The organism is Acinetobacter portensis (genome assembly GCF_009372215.1).
Classification (GTDB): Bacteria; Pseudomonadota; Gammaproteobacteria; order Pseudomonadales; family Moraxellaceae; genus Acinetobacter; species Acinetobacter portensis.
This window is the reverse complement of sequence record NZ_LWRV01000034.1, coordinates 1-21,113: the sequence shown is the minus strand read 5'-3', so window position 1 is coordinate 21,113 and position 21,113 is coordinate 1. Positions and strand designations below refer to the sequence as shown.

At 35.5% G+C, this 21,113-nt stretch carries 18 protein-coding genes; 7 read left to right on the top strand and 11 right to left on the bottom strand.

The window, feature by feature from the left end; translation table 11 throughout:
- The first annotated feature begins 6 nt into the window (after positions 1–6).
- Positions 7–789 carry an IclR family transcriptional regulator gene (locus tag A6M14_RS02240; RefSeq protein ID WP_152873335.1) on the top strand — a complete coding sequence of 261 codons (783 nt, stop codon included), beginning with the start codon at positions 7–9 and terminating at the stop codon, positions 787–789.
- Positions 790–837: 48 nt separating this feature from the next.
- Here A6M14_RS02240 and A6M14_RS02235 read toward each other — a convergent pair whose 3' ends face one another.
- Complete coding sequence (locus tag A6M14_RS02235; RefSeq protein ID WP_152873333.1) at positions 838–1,458, bottom strand: alpha-ketoglutarate-dependent dioxygenase AlkB family protein; 621 nt, start codon at positions 1,456–1,458, stop codon at positions 838–840.
- A 136-nt stretch (positions 1,459–1,594) separates the two neighbouring features.
- On the opposite strand from A6M14_RS02235, the gene A6M14_RS02230 reads away from it, so the two are divergent.
- Entirely contained in the window at positions 1,595–3,397 is a 1,803-nt protein-coding gene (locus tag A6M14_RS02230; RefSeq protein ID WP_152873331.1) for an ABC transporter ATP-binding protein, read from the top strand.
- A gap of 70 nt (positions 3,398–3,467) precedes the next feature.
- Here A6M14_RS02230 and pgsA read toward each other — a convergent pair whose 3' ends face one another.
- From pgsA to lpxO, 4 genes are all read right to left on the bottom strand, one after another.
- Positions 3,468–4,055 (bottom strand): CDP-diacylglycerol--glycerol-3-phosphate 3-phosphatidyltransferase, encoded by a 588-nt coding sequence (gene pgsA / locus A6M14_RS02225; RefSeq protein ID WP_152873402.1) that lies wholly within the window; start codon positions 4,053–4,055, stop codon positions 3,468–3,470.
- A gap of 145 nt (positions 4,056–4,200) precedes the next feature.
- Complete coding sequence (gene uvrC, locus A6M14_RS02220) at positions 4,201–6,000, bottom strand: excinuclease ABC subunit UvrC (RefSeq protein ID WP_188110836.1); 1,800 nt, start codon at positions 5,998–6,000, stop codon at positions 4,201–4,203.
- Between the two features lie 154 nt (positions 6,001–6,154).
- Positions 6,155–6,571, bottom strand: coding sequence for a PH domain-containing protein (locus tag A6M14_RS02215; protein WP_152873329.1), 417 nt, complete (start codon positions 6,569–6,571; stop codon positions 6,155–6,157).
- Positions 6,572–6,694: 123 nt separating this feature from the next.
- Positions 6,695–7,609, bottom strand: a complete 915-nt coding sequence (lpxO, locus tag A6M14_RS02210) for a lipid A hydroxylase LpxO (protein WP_152873327.1) — start codon at positions 7,607–7,609, stop codon at positions 6,695–6,697.
- A gap of 475 nt (positions 7,610–8,084) precedes the next feature.
- Between lpxO and fadB the strand changes: the two genes are divergently transcribed.
- Positions 8,085–10,238 carry a fatty acid oxidation complex subunit alpha FadB gene (fadB, locus tag A6M14_RS02205; RefSeq protein ID WP_152873325.1) on the top strand — a complete coding sequence of 718 codons (2,154 nt, stop codon included), beginning with the start codon at positions 8,085–8,087 and terminating at the stop codon, positions 10,236–10,238.
- 12 nt (positions 10,239–10,250) lie between these two features.
- Positions 10,251–11,423, top strand: a complete 1,173-nt coding sequence (gene fadA, locus A6M14_RS02200) for an acetyl-CoA C-acyltransferase FadA (protein WP_152873323.1) — start codon at positions 10,251–10,253, stop codon at positions 11,421–11,423.
- Positions 11,424–11,454: 31 nt separating this feature from the next.
- Here fadA and A6M14_RS02195 read toward each other — a convergent pair whose 3' ends face one another.
- The 3 genes from A6M14_RS02195 to A6M14_RS02185 all read right to left on the bottom strand — a co-directional run bounded on the left by A6M14_RS02195 (position 11,455) and on the right by A6M14_RS02185 (position 15,711).
- Positions 11,455–14,358: an HD domain-containing protein gene (locus tag A6M14_RS02195; protein ID WP_152873321.1), complete on the bottom strand. Its 2,904-nt coding sequence runs from the start codon at positions 14,356–14,358 to the stop codon at positions 11,455–11,457.
- 217 nt (positions 14,359–14,575) lie between these two features.
- Positions 14,576–14,848: a hypothetical protein gene (locus A6M14_RS02190; protein WP_152873319.1), complete on the bottom strand. Its 273-nt coding sequence runs from the start codon at positions 14,846–14,848 to the stop codon at positions 14,576–14,578.
- Positions 14,849–14,961: 113 nt separating this feature from the next.
- Complete coding sequence (locus A6M14_RS02185; protein WP_152873317.1) at positions 14,962–15,711, bottom strand: hypothetical protein; 750 nt, start codon at positions 15,709–15,711, stop codon at positions 14,962–14,964.
- 242 nt (positions 15,712–15,953) lie between these two features.
- On the opposite strand from A6M14_RS02185, the gene A6M14_RS02180 reads away from it, so the two are divergent.
- From A6M14_RS02180 to A6M14_RS02170, 3 genes are all read left to right on the top strand, one after another.
- Positions 15,954–16,631, top strand: a complete 678-nt coding sequence (locus tag A6M14_RS02180) for a DsbA family oxidoreductase (protein WP_152873315.1) — start codon at positions 15,954–15,956, stop codon at positions 16,629–16,631.
- A 195-nt stretch (positions 16,632–16,826) separates the two neighbouring features.
- Complete coding sequence (locus A6M14_RS02175; protein ID WP_152873313.1) at positions 16,827–17,012, top strand: hypothetical protein; 186 nt, start codon at positions 16,827–16,829, stop codon at positions 17,010–17,012.
- Between the two features lie 10 nt (positions 17,013–17,022).
- Entirely contained in the window at positions 17,023–18,177 is a 1,155-nt protein-coding gene (locus A6M14_RS02170) for a hypothetical protein (RefSeq protein ID WP_152873311.1), read from the top strand.
- Between the two features lie 39 nt (positions 18,178–18,216).
- Here A6M14_RS02170 and A6M14_RS02165 read toward each other — a convergent pair whose 3' ends face one another.
- The 3 genes from A6M14_RS02165 to A6M14_RS02155 all read right to left on the bottom strand — a co-directional run bounded on the left by A6M14_RS02165 (position 18,217) and on the right by A6M14_RS02155 (position 21,032).
- Positions 18,217–18,480 carry a hypothetical protein gene (locus tag A6M14_RS02165; RefSeq protein ID WP_152873309.1) on the bottom strand — a complete coding sequence of 88 codons (264 nt, stop codon included), beginning with the start codon at positions 18,478–18,480 and terminating at the stop codon, positions 18,217–18,219.
- A 197-nt stretch (positions 18,481–18,677) separates the two neighbouring features.
- Positions 18,678–20,597, bottom strand: coding sequence for a molecular chaperone HtpG (gene htpG, locus A6M14_RS02160; protein ID WP_152873307.1), 1,920 nt, complete (start codon positions 20,595–20,597; stop codon positions 18,678–18,680).
- Between the two features lie 90 nt (positions 20,598–20,687).
- Positions 20,688–21,032: a lysozyme inhibitor LprI family protein gene (locus tag A6M14_RS02155; RefSeq protein ID WP_152873305.1), complete on the bottom strand. Its 345-nt coding sequence runs from the start codon at positions 21,030–21,032 to the stop codon at positions 20,688–20,690.
- Positions 21,033–21,113: the final 81 nt, after the last annotated feature.

The window sequence follows — 21,113 nt, the reverse complement described above, 5'->3', positions numbered from 1 at the left end:
ATTTCTATGGCAATTTCCAGTTTCGGTAAAATCCTTACAGTCTTAGATTTATTTTCATTATCTCGCCCTATCATTAATGTCGATATTATTAGTGAAGAGCTAGGCTTATCTAAACCTACGAGTTACCGTTATTTAAAAGAGCTTGTATCTGCCGAATTATTACAACGCCTAAGTGGGACTTCGGGTGACTATACTCTGGGCTCTAAAATTGCAGTGCTCGACTATATTTCTCGCACCACAGATCCTTTGGTTCAAATTAGCATTCCATTTATACGAGAAATTGTAAAACGCACAGAGTTTTCTTGCTTACTTACGCATTTAAATCATGACTCATGTATCGACCTACATGATGAAGTCTTTCAAAACACAATGTTGCTCTCTTATGGACGTGGTTGTCCTCGCCCTGTCTTTGTTGGCTCATCTGCAAAAATTATGATTGCACATTTGCCTAAACAAGGGATTTTGGATTATTACCAACGTTTTGCGAAAGAGCTTGCAGATGTAGATTTTGCTCACAATGAAAATGATTTTCTAATCAAAATGAAAAAAATTAAGAAACAAGGCTATTATTTTTCAAATGGTGAATTAGATCCAAATATTGCAGGTGTATCTGTTCCTGTAAAGTTTTCTAGTAAAGAGCCCCCATTAGCTTTAACGCTTTTGGCTTCAAAAAACCGCTTTGAATTTGTAAATCTTCAAAAACTCATTACAATTTTGCAAGAAAATGCAGAACTTATTGAGAAAAAAATTGCAGGTTTAGCCAATCAAATAGAAGAAAAAACACTTTAATTCATCTGAAAAAATTAAAGCCCATTTATACATGGGCTTTTTTATTGCTTAATTTTTCGGTGGATAAAAATATCGAAATGTTAAATTAATTCTGGGTTCTAAAATTTGAGTAGATTTCTGCTTCCAATCACGTTGCGTTGTGCCTCGCATCACAATCAATTGACCACTTTGCAGCATTAAATCTACTTTATGATTTTTAAGTTTATGCTTAAAACTAAACTTGCGTGTTGCACCAAAACTTAAAGAAGCAATTACGGTTTCTTCTCCTGTTTTAGGCGATAAAGCTTCTTCATTATCACTATGCCAACCCACGCCTTGCGTACCATTTTCATATAAATTTGCTAAACATGAATTAAATGGATGACCCACTAATTTTTCAATATGTTGCTTTAATCGAAATAGACCTGCATCCCAAACTTGCGCTTGTTTCAATGTACCTGAATAGTGATATTTAAAATGTTCATCGCCATACCAAACTACTTTTCGATCTGTTTTAAAATATTGTCCGTGCAAATAAACTTCGTCATTTTGCCAATTTAATTGTTTTAGAAAATATTGTAGATATTTCTCGCTTTGTTCTACATTTAAAATTAAGCCAAAATCTTTCACCACACCATCGCACGGTAAAATATTGTCGCTCAGTTCAGGCTCAAATAACTCAAAGTTCATGTAGATATAAGCTCTTCAGTTTTCAAATTCAGCTTAACTCAAATTTTATTCACAAATCAAAACATCGACAAATCTTGTTCTCATTCAAAATGAAGCATAGACTTAAACCCATGTTTAAAAATAAGAAATATTGAATATGAATTTATGGCAACTCTTTCAAAAACTCAGACCATTTGTTCACCCCTATAAACTTTTGGTTGTTGCAACGCTTATATTAACGCTCATTGGCTCATTAACAGCTCAGGTTAATGCACTAACACTTCAATACGCTGTAGATAGCATTAATAAGCTTGTGGAGGCAGGTCTTGGGCTTGCAGATGGTTGGCATATTTTAATTACAATTACCGCAATATTATTGGGTAAAGAAATCATCAATGCCTTTGTTCAATTTGGGCAAAAATTTTATGGTGAAAAATTACGAATCTTTGTTTCACAAGATTTAGCCCAAAGCATTATCGAAAAGTTTCTGACTTATCGTTTATCTTTTTTTAATGAAGATAATAATCAAGCTGGAAAATTACAAACTCGAATAGACCGTGGAATTGGCTCACTAACTCGCCTCGTTCAAATCTTTTTCATTGATATTTTGCCGTTGTTTACCAGTGCATTTGTGGCTTTAGGTTTAATGTATTATGCCAATTTTTACGTGGGTTTAGTGGCTACAATTATTGTGCCTATTTATTTTTGGCTAACTTATAAACAAGCACATAAACTTGGTGATTGGCGTCGTAATTTACGCGATGGACGTGAAAAAAAGAGCCAAGGCATTCTTGGTATTATTAACTCAATTACTGTTATTAAATCGTTTAACCGTGAAACGATTGAGTCATCTAAACAATTAAAACTACAAAAAGAACTGACTGACAATCAAATGCAAACTCGTCAAATTAGTTTCTTATTTGATGGTTTAAAAACCTTTATTGAACAAATTGGCATTGTGCTCATTATCATCTTAACGGCATATTTTGTGCTTGATGGGCAAATGAGTATAGGCATGATTATGTATCATGTTTTGTTATTCAATAACGTGTCTGCCCCTATTCGTTCATTGCATCGCATTTATGATGAAGTCAATGACGCTATGATTTACTCGGAAAGCTTCTTTAAAATTTTAGAAGCAGATAATGAAATAGAATCGAGTGGTTCAGAAAAACCGACGATAAAAGGTAAATTTGAACTTAAAAATGTCAATTTCTATTATCCAAATGGTCACTATGCTTTAAAGAACATCAACATGGAAATTCGCCCTAATAAAATTACCGCTTTGGTTGGGCTTTCTGGTGCAGGAAAATCAACACTTATCAGTTTACTCGATAAATTCTATGAACCTAAAGATGGGCAAATCAGTATTGATGGCATAGATTTACAAGATATCGATACCCAATTTTTACGTGAACATATTGGTTTAGTTCTGCAAAAAAATCACATTTTCCAAGGTTCAATTTTTGAAAATATTCGTTATGGTAAAACCAATGCAAACCTAGATGAAGTCATTATTGCAGCAAAAAAAGCTTCAATTCATGAACAGATTTTACAACTTCCGAATGGCTATGATGCAGATGCACTGATGCTTTCGGGTGGTCAGCAGCAACGCATAGCTTTGGCTCGAATGTTCTTGAAAAATCCACCGATTATTTTCTTAGATGAACCAACGGCCAGTTTAGATGCCATTGCAAGTGAGCAAATTAAACAAAGCTTAGATGAAATTAAACAAGGTCGAACCGTTGTTATGATTTCACATAGTTTGTCGCAAATTATTGATGCAGATTATACCTATGTCATGAAAGATGGGGCGATTGCAGAACATGGTGAGCACGATGATCTTTATCATCAAGATGGTGTTTACAAAGAAATTTTCGACGCGATGGCAAAGAGTTTAAATATTGAAAAAATTGCCAAAACCTTTGAAGATGATGCAGAAGAAGAAACGCATAGTTAATTCATCGCATAATTTGAGAACAATAAAAAAGCTCCGATCATTCGGAGCTTTTTTATATACAGAGGATCAATTAAGGTTGTTTTAAATAAGGCCAAGCCGCTTTTAAATAAATAAACATCGACCACAAAGTCAAAACAACAGCGGTGTATAACAATGCATATGCCAACATTTCTAAAGGAGGCCAATTCAATAAAAATACTGAAATTGCGATCATTTGAAATGCTGTTTTATATTTACCTACCGTTGAAACTGCAACATTTGTACGCGCACCCAATTCAGCCATCCACTCACGTAATGCTGATACGGTAATTTCACGTGAAATAATCACAATTGCAGCAAATGCCATAGAAATTGATGGTTGCCATTGCACAAGAACAATTAAAGCGGCTGCGACCATTAGCTTATCTGCAACAGGATCGAGGAACCGACCAAAAGCAGATGTCTGATTCAATGTTCGAGCTAAATAGCCATCGAACCAATCTGTAACAGCAGCAACAACAAAAATACCCGTCAAAATGAGGTGTCGAGTCATACCACCGATATGCTCATTCACACCTATTGCAGGCGGCCAATATGCAATTAAAAGAAAAACAGGAATAAGTGCAATTCGCGCTAAAGTTAAAATATTCGGAATATTCAGGATTCGACCTGTGGTCATAGACACCGCCAATTTTTCCTCTTTATGTGTGCTTTAACTCACATAAATGTTAAGGTTTTATCCATCGTTAATAGCGCTCACTTTATACGAAATCCCCAACAGTGTCACGAAGAAAACTCCCTTAAAGCATATGCACTTTTGTACCTTATTCATGCAAAATTTTATAAATTGTACGTGCCATCACATCGCCTAAGCCCGGTACTAAAGTGAGCTCTTTTTCAGAAGCCTTCAACACACCTTGAATTCCACCAAAATGTGTTAATAAATCACGGCGGCGTTTTGGTCCAAGACCCGGAATGACTTCGAGTATCGATGAACCTCGTTTTTTATCTCGTTTTGCTCTATGTTTGGTAATGGCAAATCGATGCGCTTCATCGCGAACTTGTTGAATTAAATGTAAGGCTTTATGATCTTCTGCCAATTGGATTTTTTCACCATCTGTAAAGTGCAACGTCTCTAAACCCGGTTTACGCCCCTCACCTTTAGACACGCCTACCATAAAAGCATCTAGCTCTAAATCTTTCATGACATCCATTGCCATATGAAGTTGCCCTTTACCACCATCAATTAAAAGTAAATCTGGCAACATATGCTTTTTATAACGTCGAGTTAATGCTTGTCGCATTGCTGCATAATCATCGCCTTCAGTAATATCGGTAATAGAAAATTGACGATAGTCACGTTTACGTGCACCACCACTGTCAAAAACCACACAAGATGCAATAGTTGCTTCGCCCATAGTATGGGAAATATCAAAGCATTCTATGCTATCGATTGGTCTACCCAGTACTTGTTCAAGCTGATGGAAACGTTCATTCAATTCAAAATGATTGGCTAATTTGCCTTTAATTGCATGTTCAACATTCATTTGTGCAAGTTCAAGCCATTCTGCACGTGTTTCACGGACATGATGTTTAATCTGTACTTTCTTCTCGAAGTGTTGATGTAAAGCATCTTCTAATTCTTTACGGTCTAAAACATCAACATTTACAATCAATTCTGTTGGAACTTCATCGGCAACTTGGAAATAAAAGTTGGCTAAAAAGTCTGAAAGCATTTGACCTAAATCATCTCCCAACATATCTGGGAAATAACTTTTTCCACCTAACATTTTGCCATTACGCACATGCATAATTTGCACACAGGTCACCCCTGCATGGTAAGCAATCGCAATAATATCGGCTTCACCTTTGACTTTATAAATAGCTTGTTGCGCTTGTACATCTCGAAGTAGCGCCATACGGTCACGGTAAAAAACAGCTTTTTCAAATTCGAGCTTTTCCGCTGCCTCTTCCATTTTTGAAATGAGTTCTTGATTTAACTCTTTGGTATCACCTTGTAAAAAGCGAATTGAATTATTGATATCTTCTTTATAAGCTTCGGGGGAAATTAAACCTACGCATGGCGCAGAACAGCGCTTAATTTGATACTGCAAACATGGACGTTTACGCTGTGAAAAATAGCTGTTTTCACATTGGCGAACGTTAAATAATTTTTGTAAAACCACCAAAGTATCTCGGGCATTATATGCGCTCGGATACGGTCCAAAAAACTTACCTACCTGATGCTTACCTTTCCCGCGACCACTGGCAATACGCGGATATGGCTTATCTGCCGAAACAAAAATATAGACGTATGATTTATCATCTCGCAGCATAATATTGTAAGGTGGACGATGCAGTTTAATCAGGTTTTGTTCAAGTAATAAAGCTTCTGTTTCAGAACGAACAATTAAGGTTTCTATATCATAAATTCGAGCCACTAAAGCTTGAGTTTTAGGATGCTCAATGGTTTTAACAAAGTAGCTCGAAACACGATTTTTTAAATTCTTGGCTTTTCCCACATACAACAATTCACCATCTTTACCTAACATACGGTAAACACCGGGTAAATTGGTCATATTCGCTAGAATTTTTTCAATATTATTTCGTGCGTTTTCGTTCACTCTGCGCCTTAATTTACTTTTGATCTATCGCTACATGATGTGATGATTTCCATCCATTTTTCAAGCAACTTTCATTTTAATATGTTGTGCAATAAAAAAGAGATTCATGTTTGAATCTCTTTCTCTAAAAATAGGACGATTATTTTTCACGGCATCAAGTGTTTAAAACCAAATCTAAAGCCTGATAAAACGCTTTTTGATCTTTAGGTGATATCAATACAAATTTGGTTTTACCATCTTTCACATAATCTATTTTTAATCGATCTAAAGATAATGCAGGCGATGCTATTGAATTATTTGTTGCAGAAATACTTTGAATGTCTGTACGCTTAATTTTCCACGTTAAAAACATACAGTGAATTGTTAAATATTCTTTATCTACAACATAGCGTGTATTAAAAATGGGCCACCAAATAATAAATATCGTGATGATATATGTTGCAGCATGTATCGGATAAGCCGAAATATTCCCCTTCACTTGCATAGTCACAAGCAATTGAACAAGCAAACCTGTCATACAAACTAAAAATGCTAAAACCCACCATTCTTTTTTTGATCTAAATTTTTGCATGAATATTCACCTTATTTTGTTTCATTCTATCTGATTAAGGCTAAACGCTCAAAGTGATAATTTGACTAAATTTCAGCCATAAAAAAACGCTCCGAAGAACGTTTTTAATATCGTACAAATATTTTAAAAAACATAAGGGCGAATAAAAATAAGGAAGAAAGCACCAAACATTAAGAACCATTTCAAGAAGTAGTATAAGCCTCTATTGGTTTGCTTTAATGCTTTTGCTTTTACGCGGATTTGGTAAATGTAACCAAATGCTTTATTTAAACCACCTGTCTTATCACCCGATTCATTGGGTGAACTTGCCGCAGTCATCACGCTTTTACCAAACCAATGATTAAAACGTTCCATGAGCTTAGACTTTAATGGACGCTCAACATCGGCAAAGAAAATAATACGGTTTTGATCTGTGGTGTTTTCAGCATAGTGAATATATGTTTCATCAAACACAACACTTTCACCATCACGCCAAGAATAGCGTTCACCATCTACATCAATAAAACAACGATCATCATTGGGTGTGATTAAACCCAAGTGATAACGTAATGAGCCTGCATACGGGTCGCGGTGACGAACCAAACGGCTATCAGGTGCTAGTTCTGTAAACATTGCTGCTTTAATCGATGGCAATGTTTTCAAAAGTTCGGTTGTTTTTGGACAAAGCTCAGAAGCAGATGGATGTGCAGAATCGTACCATTTGAGGTAAAAACGCTTCCAACCCGTTTTGAAAAATGAGTTAAAGCCTAAATCATCATATTTTTCAGAGGCTTTAATACCGCCTTGTTCGTATAAAGCTTTCGCTTCATCACGAATCATTTCCCAATTTTCATCTAGCACTTTTAAATCTTCAAAATGTTGCGTATCGATATAAGGCTGATTAGGCACTTTCGAAAACTTGTACATTAAGAAGTTAATAGGTGCCAGAATTGTTGAATGGTCAAAAAATTGACGATAAAAAGTATGGCGAACCTTACCACGGCGTTGAATATATAATGCAGAGGCAATAAAGATTGCCAAAATAATCCACTTGATCATAAGACTACCTACGAATATTTTTAGTTTGTCTTATTCAATGTAAAGACATTAGTAATTGTTAAAAATTATACCAAATTTAGAACGCAATACACACTTTCACCTTGCGAATGCTGTGTTCTATTTTTAATATTCAATGTAAACTTTTTACTCAATTGACTTTTTTGACCAAAAACGTAGCCAAATAAAACTTGAATTTTCAGACGAACATCCAATATAAAACATTATGAAACTGTTAAAAAATTGAACTGAAACAATTATTTCATAGTATCTATAAAGAACACGTTAAATCGTTTAAATATCAATGCAAGCAAAGGTTAAATATAAATTCATGACCCTTGCGTCACGGCTTGATACAACTTGTTATGTTCTTTTTAGCTATAGTTATCGTAAGATTAGCGAAGTATACGGTGCGCGGGAAAGCGCATACGCTTCAAAACATCAACTTAGAAGTCCTCCAAAATAAAGGAGATCAGGCATGATCCACGCTGGCAATGCCATTACCGTCCAAATGCTTTCGGACGGAATTGCAGAATTCCGCTTTGACTTACAAGGTGAGTCGGTCAACAAATTTAACCGCGCAACAATTGAAGATTTTAAAGCTGCAATTGATGCTGTTAAAGCAAATAACGATGTTAAAGGTTTAATCGTTACAAGCGCAAAATCTACATTCATCGTTGGTGCAGATATCACAGAATTTGGTGCTAACTTTGCCCAAGGCGAACAAGCGATTGTGGATTGGGCTTTGCCTGTTCATGACATCTTTAATTCTTTCGAAGATTTAAACATCCCTAAAGTCGCTGCTATTAATGGCATGGCTTTAGGTGGTGGTTTCGAGATGTGTCTTGTTTGTGACTACCGTGTCATGTCTGAACAAGCGCAAGTTGGTTTACCTGAAATCAAACTGGGGATTTTCCCAGGCTTTGGTGGCACGGTTCGTTTAAGCCGTGTCATTGGTATCGACAATGCAGTTGAATGGATGGCAATGGCTAATCCTAAGAAGCCTGCTGCTGCACTGAAAGATGGTGCTGTTGATGCTGTTGTTGCTGCGGACAAACTTCAAGATGCTGCCATTGACCTTGTTAAACAAGCAATTGCAGGTCGTTTAGACTGGAAAGCAAAACGCCAAGAAAAATTAGATCCTGTTAAATTAAGCCCAATCGAACAAATGATGGCGTTTAACTCATCTAAAGGTGCTGTTCTCTCTAAAGCAAATCCTGCGCAATACCCTGCTCCAAAATTACTTTTAGATTCGTTACAAGCAGGTGCAAGCCTTCCACGTGATGAAGCTTTAAAAATTGAAGCTCAAGGTTTTGCTAAAGCTGCGATTACACCACAAGCAGGTGCGTTGATTGGTTTATTCATCAACGACCAAATTGTGAAAAAAACATCGAAGCGTTATGAAAAAGGCGCGCATCCTGTAAACCAAGCCGCTGTTTTAGGTGCTGGTATTATGGGTGGTGGTATTGCTTACCAAGCGGCAAGCAAAGGCACACCAATCATCATGAAAGATATTGGTAACCCACAATTAGCTTTGGGTATGTCTGAAGCGAACAAGTTGTTGACTAAACAAGTTGAACGCAAAAAAATGACCCCTGCGAAAATGGGCGAAACTTTAGCGCGTATCCGTCCTACTTTAAGCTTAGAAGAGTTTAAAGAAGTGGATATTGTGATTGAAGCGGTGACTGAAAATCCAAAAATCAAAGCTGCGGTTCTTGCCGATACTGAAAAATCAGTACGTGAAAACACAATTGTTGCATCTAACACATCGACAATTTCAATTACGCGTTTGGCTGAAAGCTTACAACGTCCTGAAAACTTTGTCGGTATGCACTTCTTTAACCCTGTTCACATGATGCCATTGGTAGAAGTGATTCGTGGTGAGAAAACATCTGCTGAGGCAATTGCAACTACTGTTGTATTAGCTCAGAAAATGGGTAAAACACCAATCGTTGTGAACGACTGCCCGGGCTTCTTGGTAAACCGCGTATTGTTCCCTTACTTTGGTGCGTTCGACCTTCTTCTTAAAGATGGTGCTGACTTCCAACAAATTGATAAAGTGATGGAACGTTTCGGCTGGCCAATGGGTCCTGCTTACCTCATGGACGTTGTTGGTATTGATACTGGCGTTCACGGTGCAGAAGTGATGGCGGAAGGTTTCCCTGACCGCATGAAGCCTGACTACAAAGGTTCTATTCAAGTAATGTATGAAAACAAACGTCTTGGTCAAAAGAATGACGTTGGTTTCTACAAATACGAATTAGACCGTAAAGGCAAAAAAGCCAAAGTGGTTGATCCTACTGCATATGAACTTGTTGCTTCTGTTGCGACTTCTGAAAAACGTGAATTTGATGCTCAAGAAATCATTGATCGTATGATGCTTGCTTTCTGTAACGAAACTGTTCGTTGCCTAGAAGACAACATTGTTGCGACAGCTTCTGAAGCAGATATGGCCATGATTATGGGTGTAGGCTTCCCTCCATTCCGTGGTGGTCCTGCGCGTTACATCGACCAAACAGGTGTTGCTGAATACGTTGCGCTTTGCGACAAGTATGCTCACTTAGGTAAAGCTTATGAAGCGCCACAATTGTTGCGTGACATGGCTGCTAACAACAAAAAATTCTACGGTTAAGGAGCAACGTGAATGGCTACTTTAAATCCACGTGACGTTGTCATCGTTGATGGCGTACGTTCAGCAATGGGTAAAACCAAAAATGGTATGTTCCGTAATGTTCGTGCTGACAGCTTATCTGCTGAATTAGTTCGTGCATTGGTTGCTCGTAACCAGTTTGATACCAACGAAGTTGAAGATGTAATTTGGGGCTGTGTAAACCAAACGCTTGAACAAGGGATGAACGTTGCACGTAACATCGCTTTGTTAGCAGATTTACCAAAAACTGTTGCAGGTCAAACTGTAAACCGTCTTTGTGGTTCTTCTATGCAAGCAATTCATACCGCTGCTGCACAAATTGCAACGAACCAAGGTGATATTTTCATTATTGGTGGCGTAGAGCACATGGGTCACGTAGGGATGATGCACGGCATCGACCTTAACCCTGAAGCATCTAAGCATTATGCAAAAGCGTCTAACATGATGGGCTTAACCGCTGAAATGTTAGGTCGTATGAATGGCATTACACGTGAAGAGCAAGATGCGTTTGGTGTTGAATCTCATCGTCGTGCTTGGGCTGCAACGCAAGAAGGTCGTTTTAAAAATGAAATTATTGGTGTTGAAGGTCACGATGCAAACGGCTTTAAACAGCTTTGCGATATTGATGAAGTGATTCGTCCCGATTCAAATCTTGAAGCTTTTGCTGCTTTGCGTCCTGTGTTTGATCCTAAAGGTGGTTCTGTAACGGCAGGTACTTCTTCAGCATTGTCTGATGGTGCTTCTGCAATGTTATTAATGTCTGCTGAACGTGCTCAAGCTTTGGGTCTTAAGCCTCGTGCTGTGATTCGTTCTATGGCGGTTGCAGGTTGTGATGCTGCAATTATGGGTTATGGTCCTGTTCCTGCAACTCAAAAAGCGTTGAAGCGTGCTGGTTTAAGCATGGCAGATATTCAAACGATTGAGTTGAATGAAGCGTTTGCTGCTCAAGGTTTGTCTGTAATGAAAGGCTTGGGTATTTATGACAAGCAAGACATGATTAACTTGAATGGTGGTGCTATTGCGCTTGGTCATCCATTGGGTTGTTCGGGTGCGCGTATTACAACGACACTTCTAAACGTAATGGAACAACAAGATACGCAAATCGGTTTAGCAACGATGTGTATTGGTTTGGGTCAAGGTATTGCGACAATTATCGAACGTGTTTAATTCTTAAATACTTCGTTAAAAGAAACCCCGCTTATTGTGGGGTTTCTTTATATTTATCGATCTCGATAATTAATTTTTCATAGAGTTTCTTATATTCTTTAACATTAGATAAATCATTTTTTCGATTTGCAACATAAATGCTTAATTTTTCTAAATCTAGAATTTCTATTTTTCTATCGATAATTTGATAAGGAGACAAAATACTTAATTCATCCCAATATTCTTGATATTTTACTAATAAATTTTCAAATTCATTTAGAAAACCTAAGGTATCATCGCTTTTACTCAAATACTTTATTGATGGATGATCGGATACCAATATAGTAGCTTCTCTTTCCAAATCACTCCAAAAACTTTCAAATATATTTTCATTATGATTAGAATAATAAGAAGAATTCGACTTTATCCATACTAAATCATTAAGTTTTTCATTAGGTATAAAATTTTTGCTATAAAATTTTATACCTACATACTCTGGATAACGATGAACATCCTCTGATAATCTTAAATCATACATATTATATCCTTGATTTTCACAAAAATTATTCAACGCATAAAATAACCCTTTATCATTATCATTAATTAATTCCAATGAAATATACTCATTAAAATTTTCTTTGAATTTTATAAATCTACTATCACTTATATCAAATACATAAAAACCATCACTATTTAAAAAATCACTTATCTCATAGTCTCCAAGTTTATACTCCTCCCACTTTCTAGAAATTTTAAAATTAACTTTATAATCTATACAATATATTAATTTCAGTAAATCACTCTCTATCGTTTCAAGATTAGAAAGATGCTTTTCAAACAAATCTTTTAAAAATTCTGCATGCTTACACTCAAAATCTATATTCCAATAATCCCTACTAATATTTAATATAGTTTTAGCACTAAGCCCATATATATCAACCATATAATCCATATAAGAACAATGATTTAATGAGTATTCTCTATAATTATTAATACCAACGCTTTGCCCTTTAAACAAAAATGATTGTAAAACATCATTGCCATGAATATTAGTTTTTAAATAAAATGCCACTTGTTTTTCTTTATCCCAAATCACATCTGAGATTAACTCTTTAGAAAAACCAGAAGTAAAAATTGGCGCATTCTTCAAAATTTTCTCATATATTTTTTGCTTTTCATAAATACGCCATTTTTTCTCAAAATCATTTATATTTATAAAGTTAATTTTTTGATCATTCTCTATTTTCTCTAAATCAAAATTAACTTTTATATAAAACTTTGTTGCTGTACCTATTTTTCTAATATCCCCAATATTTTTAGTTATAAAACAATAACCCTGCTTTCCACCTAGGGGTGAAGACATTTCAATATCTAAGCTATCGTGAGAAAAATAGTTATATGTATAAAATCTAATACTCTGCATGTCTAAGGGCAAATCTTTTGTTAACAGAAATGCACTATGCAAACCTATCCCAAACTCACCCGAAGGTCTCATCCATTTAGGCATTTCATTAATTATTTTCTTTTTATGATTATTTCTACTTGATCCCGCCATAGTCTGCATATAACCGAGATCAACCATACTCATTCCAATACCTTGATCAATAATTTGAAACTCCCAAATACTATCCAAGGAACCTTCGATATTTTTAACTTTGTTTAGTTCTAAACGAAGTGGATACTTTTCAAGTATCTTAAAAAAATCTTCATGATATGGGTGTAATTCTTTTAGCCTTTCTTGATCCTCTTCAAGCCAAATTCTTAACATTGTGGCATCAATAGAATTCTGTATTAGTTCACGATATATACTGTATTCATCACTATACAAGTTCGCACCTTGCAGTAACTCCATTGCATTCTTTTCGTCTAATTTGAATTTCATTGGTTTGTTATTAAGAAGCAATTTTTCTTTTTTTACTCCACTATCATATTTCACTTCCATCTTGACATCTAATTGCTCAATCGTCGGTAGTGAACCAAACTTTAAATCGGGAACAATCAAATTCCATTGTGACATTTGGTTTTGAAATTCTTCACGTATCCAACCAAACCAATTTTGCGTTTCTACATATGACATTTCATCGGGACATTCGGCAACAAGCTTGACTGTTCGTTTATCAAGTTGAAACTCACGTAACGATAAATGCTTGTCGTGGTGGTGTTTACTGACAGAAGGCATATTGCTGACATGCTTTGCCATGACTGGACAAAAACGATTGTCGTCTAAATCAAATAAATCTCCCAAACGAAGCAAACAGCCAATAAATCTTGGATGACAATTTTCTGTTCCCAAACCAGTCTGCTTGTAGGGAAGTGTTTCCATTAAATTACTAAAGTTCATACCATGAGAAACACAAATTTGTCCCAAATAACGGTAAATACGATTTGGTAACAGTTCTGTTCTCGGTGAAGTAATTCCTAAATCTTTAAAGGGGTCTTCAACTAATTTCCCTACTCTTTTGTCGTGTCCTCTTCTAAACCACTCTGCGATCAATTGACGATATTTTTCAACTCCATCAAAAGGATGATCCAATGTTCCTATGGCTGACAACCAATTTTTTTCTACATAAGCTTTACAGAATTTTTGTAAGTCATGCCCTTTCTCATTGGCAATCGTCTGAATCATGAAATTAAAATCAGGGTTGGTATGAACCTCTTTGGCATTTTTAGCATCAACCAACATGCCCACATCATGCCAATATGCTGCCTCTAAAATAAGCCACGTATCTGTAGCACTTAATAAATCAACATCATCACCTAAAATTCGCTCAATATTGACCAAAATTTGCTGTGAATGTGATGCATTATGATTACTAAAGTGTGGGTAAAATCCACCAATATTCTCTAAAGCTTTTCCAACCAACTTTTGGTCAAATTCCCACTGAGCATATAAAATTGCTACATTCGCATCTGCTTCACATTTATTTTTAAGATGTTGAATTAATCTTGTGCTCATTTAGCTTTCATATTATTAATGCGTTAACCCTATACTAACGCAATAATCAGGACTTTTATAAGCCAGTTAACCATATAATTTTAGTATAAATATAGCCAAAAATTTACACACTTAAACGACCTATTCCAACAAGCAAATACACATCAAGTTCAACGTAAACAAAAAAAGGATGCATTCGCATCCTTTTTTAATCAAATTTTTAAATAAGAACACAAATTTAAGCCACTAACTTTGCAGTTAGCCATTCTAAATAACGGTCTTTATCCATAAAATCGGGGGCATCGCCCGTATCTAAACTATAAACACGACGATTAAACTCAATTACAATCTGCTCTGTATGGTGCAAATCTTCAACTAAATTAAAATACCGATGAAAGAAAAAACGGTTTTTACCCCAATTGCTTAAACGCTCTAATTTTGGGTAAGCCCTATTTTCTAAAAATTCTAAATATAACTGCTTAATATCGTGAACTGCATATATGTGTTTCATTTCATACCTGCCATCAGTTTTATAATAATTATTCGATACACATAGACTAAGCCTATATTTTGAATCTTTGATGACAGATATGCTTCATATCTGCTAAATATATTTCCTAGAATTTATAAATTCGCTTCTATCGCTTTCTGATTTTTTTGACTTACTTTCTTCATTTGCTTATCTAACTCAAGCATTTCCTTATAAATTTGATTGAACTGTTTCACGTGATCATCACCCTGAAACATAAACATATTGTTCTTCGCTTGCCACTTACTCTCTTTTAAAATGGCGAATAAAGCCTGCGCTTTCGCAAAACTTTGCTGTTCAAGTTCAAATAACTCTTGCCCATTATTTTGCTTCACCACCTCTTTAAAAGACTCGGTTAAATAACGACGAAAACGCTGATTCACCTTTAAATGTTTCGCCTCTTTTAATGCCAATTCATCACGGCGTGCCATACTTTCTTGGTAACGTGTAATCACCTCTTTTACGGCAATAAACATAATTTCCGTTTCTTCATATTTATGCTTTTTGTCTTGCTCTAAACGATTTACATCTAAAAATTTATGCCAATTTAACACTTTTAATTCACGTAAATAAGTATTTCGAGCTTCAGCACTTTGCACCATAAAATTTAGTACAAAATCTGCCATAATTTTATAATCGCCCTCTAATTCTGGCGTGTTTAAATCTACAGAAATTGGCTTTTGCCACTTTTGTGCAGCTTCAAAAATCAATTGACCTTTATCTTGTATAACAGATTGATAAACTTCTAGTTGTGCTAATTCATTTTGCTGAACTTTATATTGATAAATCAAATATCCAAAAATACTCAATGTCACCGCAGCAACAACCAATATCACGCGTTTCATGTTTTCTCCTATACAAAGGTATAGTCAAATTAAGCCTCATAATTGCATGTTTTTTATACAAAATGCAATCTTTAACGGAAACAACACTTTATTTTTAAAGGCTTTATAGAATTAGAATTTATCGCATAAATACGTTAAATTTTTATGATGTTTTGTACATTTAACAGCTAATTATGAATTTCATGCTTTAATTTATGCAAAGTATCCCCATTTTAAAAATATTAATGAATAAGAGAATGCTCATGCGCGTAGATATTTGGTCAGATGTGGTTTGCCCATTTTGTTATATCGGCAAAAAAAGATTAGAAAAAGCTGCAACTGAAGCAGGTGTAGAACTTGAAGTACATTGGCACAGTTACCAATTAGACCCAGAAGCACCAATTCGCCAAGAAGTTTCAAACTCTGAACGCTTAGCGCAAAAATATGGTCGTACACTTGCTGAAGTTGAAGAAATGCAACGCAATATTGCAGCTATGGCAAAAGAAGAAGGAATCGATTTTAACTGGGAAGGTGCAAACTCAGGTAATACCTTTAATGCGCACAGAATCATCCACCTTGCTCAAAGCAAAGGTTTAGGTTCAGAAGCCAAAGAAGCTTTCTTCTTTAGCTATATGACTCAAGGTTTGCCTATTGGTGAACGTGAAACTTTAGAAGACGTTGCATCTCGTATTGGTTTAAACCCTGTAGAAGTCGATGACCTATTGAATTCTGATGAATATGCAGACTTTGTAAAATTCGATGAAGAAGTTGCACGTGATCAACTACAAGTGACAGGTGTTCCATTCTTTGTATTCGATCAACGCGTTGCTTTAGCGGGTGCACAACCAACTGACGTATTTAAACAAGTCATGGAAAAAGCTTTAGAAGCGCCTGCTGCAACAGAAGCGAATACTGAAAGATGCACCAACGTGTGCAGATGATCAGTGTGAAGTTCCAAATAAATAAATTTATTTGTATAAAAAAGCCATCTAAATAGATGGCTTTTTCTTTGCATTCTTCGCTTGATTGATTATCATGCAGATGCTCTTCTAAGTCATCGATTCAATATATTGTTCATAGATCAAAATTCTCCTATAACCATGAACTTAAATCACGTTTAACCCTTCGAGTTCATTATGCACTTACCTATTTCACAAGCGCTTATTCGAAATGAAATTCCACCACAAGCAATTAATATTCAACATTTAATTGAAATGGCTGAGAAATATCAAAATCCACAATCTTCAGAATATAAGCTGATTGAATTAGCATTGAATATTGTTTTAGGTCGTTATTTAGAAAAGGTAAATAAGCTCCTTTGAGCCAGATATAATGAACAATATTGATAAAGTAAAACTCATTCAAGAACTACATGATCTAATCGCTCGTTTAGAACATGGTTCACTTTCTCTTTTTGAAACCGTTCAAACAAAAAAGCGTATACAAGATATTTGCATTCGATTTGATGAACCTATTTTTCAAAAATATCTTCCTCAAAATTTTGTAGAAAATGAAATTAAAATTCTTAGCTCCGATTTTACTCAGCGTGGCTCAACAACGGTACAGAATCAAATAAAAAATCCGCCGAAAAGCGCAGTAAAAACCGTTCCATCTCCTTTAGTAAGTAACATTTCAGAACAATCTAAAACTTTAGAGCTAGATGATTCTTTAACAATTACCCAACCTATTACAAAGCATATTCAAGAAAAATCTGAAGATAGTTTTCCCGAATTAACAACAGAAACCAAAGCTTTAACAGAAATATTAGCAAGCAATCATAGCCTTACTCAGCTTAATCAAATTTCTATAGATGGCGTAGATTTTCCTGTTACGCCAGTCACTTTAAACAATATTCAGCCCTCTATTTATCATTTGCCTGTTCAAACAAATTCTTCAAGTATTATTCTTGTGAATATAGCTGATATTGAAAACCTCATTCATCGCCCTATTTTTATGGCAGAAGAAACCACAAATACAGGAAGCTTCACTCAATATATTATTTATATGGGTGCGGAAAATGAAATAGAAGCAATTCGCTTGCTCACAGATTATTGCTCGAATTCAGCACGAAAATTATCTGCAATTCGTACCTTAAAATGGCAAGATTTGAAAGATGCGCTTGCTCAGAATGAAGCTCTTTTTAAAGCCTATGTGTCATCAACCTCAATCATTTTTCAGGAAGATAATTACTTCCCTTTTATTCCAAAAAGCATGGTGACAAATCGGAAGTTTATTTTATTCGATGAAGCAGAAGCTCAAATTGAAACGCCTGTTATCTTCTTAGAAGAACGCGGGAAAGTTCGCTTAATTTGTGGAAAAAAACGCTTACTGTTGGATGAACATGAAATTTCATATCCTTACGTCACCCTTACACGTCAACAAGGCTTAAACTGGCAAATTATTCAAGAAACAATTGCATCTTTAACGCAGCCTGTTATCACTTTAGATTTATTAAATGCTCTAAATGCACGTATAGAAAATAAATAAATTTAAGCCCATCAAGAAGATGGGCTTTTTTAAAAACAGCTATACAACTGATTTATATTTCACAACATGACCTTCACGAGTAAAACGTTTTTTATCTGTGATTTTTGCTTCAGTTTTTGCACGCTCATTTTTATCTGCACGCTTACGATCTACAAATGGATTAATTTCCACATGACTTAACGCTTTATCCACAGAAACATTCGATTTATGAACACCTGTTTTTTCAGATACATTTGCAACAGCAACTTGCATAGAACCCAAAGAAATACTTACAACAGCAACGAGAGATAGAAAAAGTTTCATAATTTAAACTCCAAAATTAAACATCGTTATTATAGATTAATAATTGACTTTTTATTTAATTTACAGATTAATATATGGACGTATTTTCTTATCATTTTTATTGAAAATTTGAATAAGATATAAGCAATCTATTTCTACTTATTCCGTTTTAAGCACAATAAAAAACCTCCCGAAGGAGGCTTTCTATCACTGAACAATTACTTCAATAAAAGACTATTGATACGCTTAATGTATTCAGCAGGATCATCAGGTAAACCGCCTTCAGCAATAAGTGCCTGATCAAAAATTACATTGGCTAAATCATCAAACTGCTCTGAGTTTTCTAATTTTTTCACCAATGGATGTTCAGGGTTAATTTCCAAAATTGGCTTAATTTCAGGAACAGGCTGTCCTGCTTGTTTTAACATGCGTAATAGTTGTGGAGATAAATCACCATCACTTGTCACTAAACATGCAGGAGAATCGACTAGACGCGTCGTTACGCGTACTTCTTTGGTCTTCTTATTCAATGCAGAAGATAACTTTTCAACAACAGGTTTAAATTGCTCCGTTGCTTCCTCTAATGCTTTTTTCTCTTCTGCATCTTGAAGATCGCCTAAATCAACCGCACCCTTTGCCACGTTTTGCATTGGTGTACCATCAAACTCATGAACAAATTCCATTGCCCATTCATCTACACGTTCAGACATTAACAATACTTCAATGCCTTTTTTCTTGAACAATTCAAGTTGTGGTGAGTTTTTCGCAGCATTTAGGCTATCGGCAGTCACGTAATAAATTGCATTTTGCCCTTCTTTCATACGTGCTTTGTAATCTGCCAAAGATGTTGAAACATCATCATTGGTAGATGTTGCAAAACGTAGAAGTTTTAAAATACGCTCATGGTTCGTTGTATCTTGACCCAAGCCTTCTTTTAACACAGAGCCAAATTCTGCGTAGAATGTTTTAAATTTCTCTTGGTCTTTTTCATCTTCAGACTTAGCTAAACCATCTAACACAGTCAAAATACGACGTGTGTTACCTTCTCGAATAGTTTTAACATCACGGCTTTCTTGAAGTAATTCACGGCTTACATTTAGCGGTAAATCTGCACTATCAACAACACCTTGTACAAAGCGTAAGTAGTTTGGAATGAGATTTTCCGCTTCATCCATAATAAATACACGTTTCACATAAAGCTTAAGACCTGGTTTTGCTTCACGTGTGAAAATATTACTCGGTGCTTTGCTTGGAATATAAAGCAGTTGTGTATATTCTGTGCTGCCTTCAACACGGTTATGCGCCCATGCAAGTGGTGCTTCAAAGTCATGGCTTAAGTTCTTATAAAACTCTGTGTATTGCTCTTCTGTAATTTCTGACTTATTACGCGTCCACAGTGCACTTGCCGAGTTAATTGCTTCCCACTCATCAGTCTTAACATATTGACCGCCTTTAGGTTCTTCACCTTCAGCAACCTCTTCTTGTTGCCAAACTTCTTTTTGCATTTCAATTGGCAAGCTAATGTGGTCAGAATATTTATTAATGATTTGTTTAACTTTATATGCTTCTAAATAATCTAAAGCATCATCACGTAAATGTAGAATGATGTCTGTACCACGGCTTTCTTTTTCAATTTGTTCAACTTCAAAATCGCCTGTACCACCACTAACCCAACGAACAGCTTCATTTGTAGCTGTACCTGCACGACGTGATTCAACAGTAATTTTTTCGGCAACAATAAAGCCAGAATAGAAGCCTACACCAAATTGACCAATTAATTGCGCATCTGATTTTTGATCACCAGATAATTTAGACATAAAGTCTTTAGTACCTGATTTTGCAATTGTACCTAAGTTATCAATCGCTTCTTGTTGAGTTAAACCAATTCCGTTATCAGAAATTGTAATGGTTTTATTGTCTTTATCTAGAATGACACGAACGTGTAGTTCTGGGTCATTTTCATAATATTCAGGATGATTAATCCCTTCGAAACGCAACTTATCACACGCATCTGATGCATTCGAAATCAATTCACGTAGAAAAATTTCTGGGTTTGAATATAGAGAATGCGTCACTAAATGTAATAGCTGTGCTACTTCAGCTTGGAAACTATGTTTTTGTGCGCTTTGCTCGCTCATTCATTACTCCTTAAATTCATTACATTGTTTGAGATACATAATGAATTGGAGCAAGATCAACATTTTTCAATAGTCGTTTTTAAAAAAAATTTAGAAAGGTCCCTGTTTATAAACACGCTGCAAATATATATCGAGTTGCTGTTGACGCATTTTATAAACTTCTTTCAAACAAGAAACCCCTGTACCACAACGATCACGCATTGCTAACCATTTGACTTGCTCATCTCGAATAGCAGACCGAGTTCCCATTGGCATTAACTTATTTACAATTTTATAAGATGTTGCCATGCGGACATCTGCATCATTTACATCTAAGTTCTCACAAATTGTATGTTCTGTCTGGGTAGTTGCACGTGAGCAATCAAAACTTGCTGCATATGATTTAACTGTAAACATACAAGCAATGATGAATATACCTTGAATGATTTTTTTCATTATTTCACTAATCTTTATTTATATTATGAGCCTCACATTAGAAGTTTATATTTATCTATTCAATAGACTTCCGTCATAAAT

Coding starts and splice junctions, on each gene's coding strand:
- A6M14_RS02240 (WP_152873335.1), top strand. CDS start 7: ATGGCAATTTCCAGTTTCGGTAAAATCCTTACAGTCTTAGATTTATTT.
- A6M14_RS02235 (WP_152873333.1), bottom strand. CDS start 1,458: ATGAACTTTGAGTTATTTGAGCCTGAACTGAGCGACAATATTTTACCG.
- A6M14_RS02230 (WP_152873331.1), top strand. CDS start 1,595: ATGAATTTATGGCAACTCTTTCAAAAACTCAGACCATTTGTTCACCCC.
- pgsA (WP_152873402.1), bottom strand. CDS start 4,055: ATGACCACAGGTCGAATCCTGAATATTCCGAATATTTTAACTTTAGCG.
- A6M14_RS02215 (WP_152873329.1), bottom strand. CDS start 6,571: ATGCAAAAATTTAGATCAAAAAAAGAATGGTGGGTTTTAGCATTTTTA.
- lpxO (WP_152873327.1), bottom strand. CDS start 7,609: ATGATCAAGTGGATTATTTTGGCAATCTTTATTGCCTCTGCATTATAT.
- fadB (WP_152873325.1), top strand. CDS start 8,085: ATGATCCACGCTGGCAATGCCATTACCGTCCAAATGCTTTCGGACGGA.
- fadA (WP_152873323.1), top strand. CDS start 10,251: ATGGCTACTTTAAATCCACGTGACGTTGTCATCGTTGATGGCGTACGT.
- A6M14_RS02195 (WP_152873321.1), bottom strand. CDS start 14,358: ATGAGCACAAGATTAATTCAACATCTTAAAAATAAATGTGAAGCAGAT.
- A6M14_RS02190 (WP_152873319.1), bottom strand. CDS start 14,848: ATGAAACACATATATGCAGTTCACGATATTAAGCAGTTATATTTAGAA.
- A6M14_RS02185 (WP_152873317.1), bottom strand. CDS start 15,711: ATGAAACGCGTGATATTGGTTGTTGCTGCGGTGACATTGAGTATTTTT.
- A6M14_RS02180 (WP_152873315.1), top strand. CDS start 15,954: ATGCGCGTAGATATTTGGTCAGATGTGGTTTGCCCATTTTGTTATATC.
- A6M14_RS02175 (WP_152873313.1), top strand. CDS start 16,827: ATGCACTTACCTATTTCACAAGCGCTTATTCGAAATGAAATTCCACCA.
- A6M14_RS02170 (WP_152873311.1), top strand. CDS start 17,023: ATGAACAATATTGATAAAGTAAAACTCATTCAAGAACTACATGATCTA.
- A6M14_RS02165 (WP_152873309.1), bottom strand. CDS start 18,480: ATGAAACTTTTTCTATCTCTCGTTGCTGTTGTAAGTATTTCTTTGGGT.
- htpG (WP_152873307.1), bottom strand. CDS start 20,597: ATGAGCGAGCAAAGCGCACAAAAACATAGTTTCCAAGCTGAAGTAGCA.
- A6M14_RS02155 (WP_152873305.1), bottom strand. CDS start 21,032: ATGAAAAAAATCATTCAAGGTATATTCATCATTGCTTGTATGTTTACA.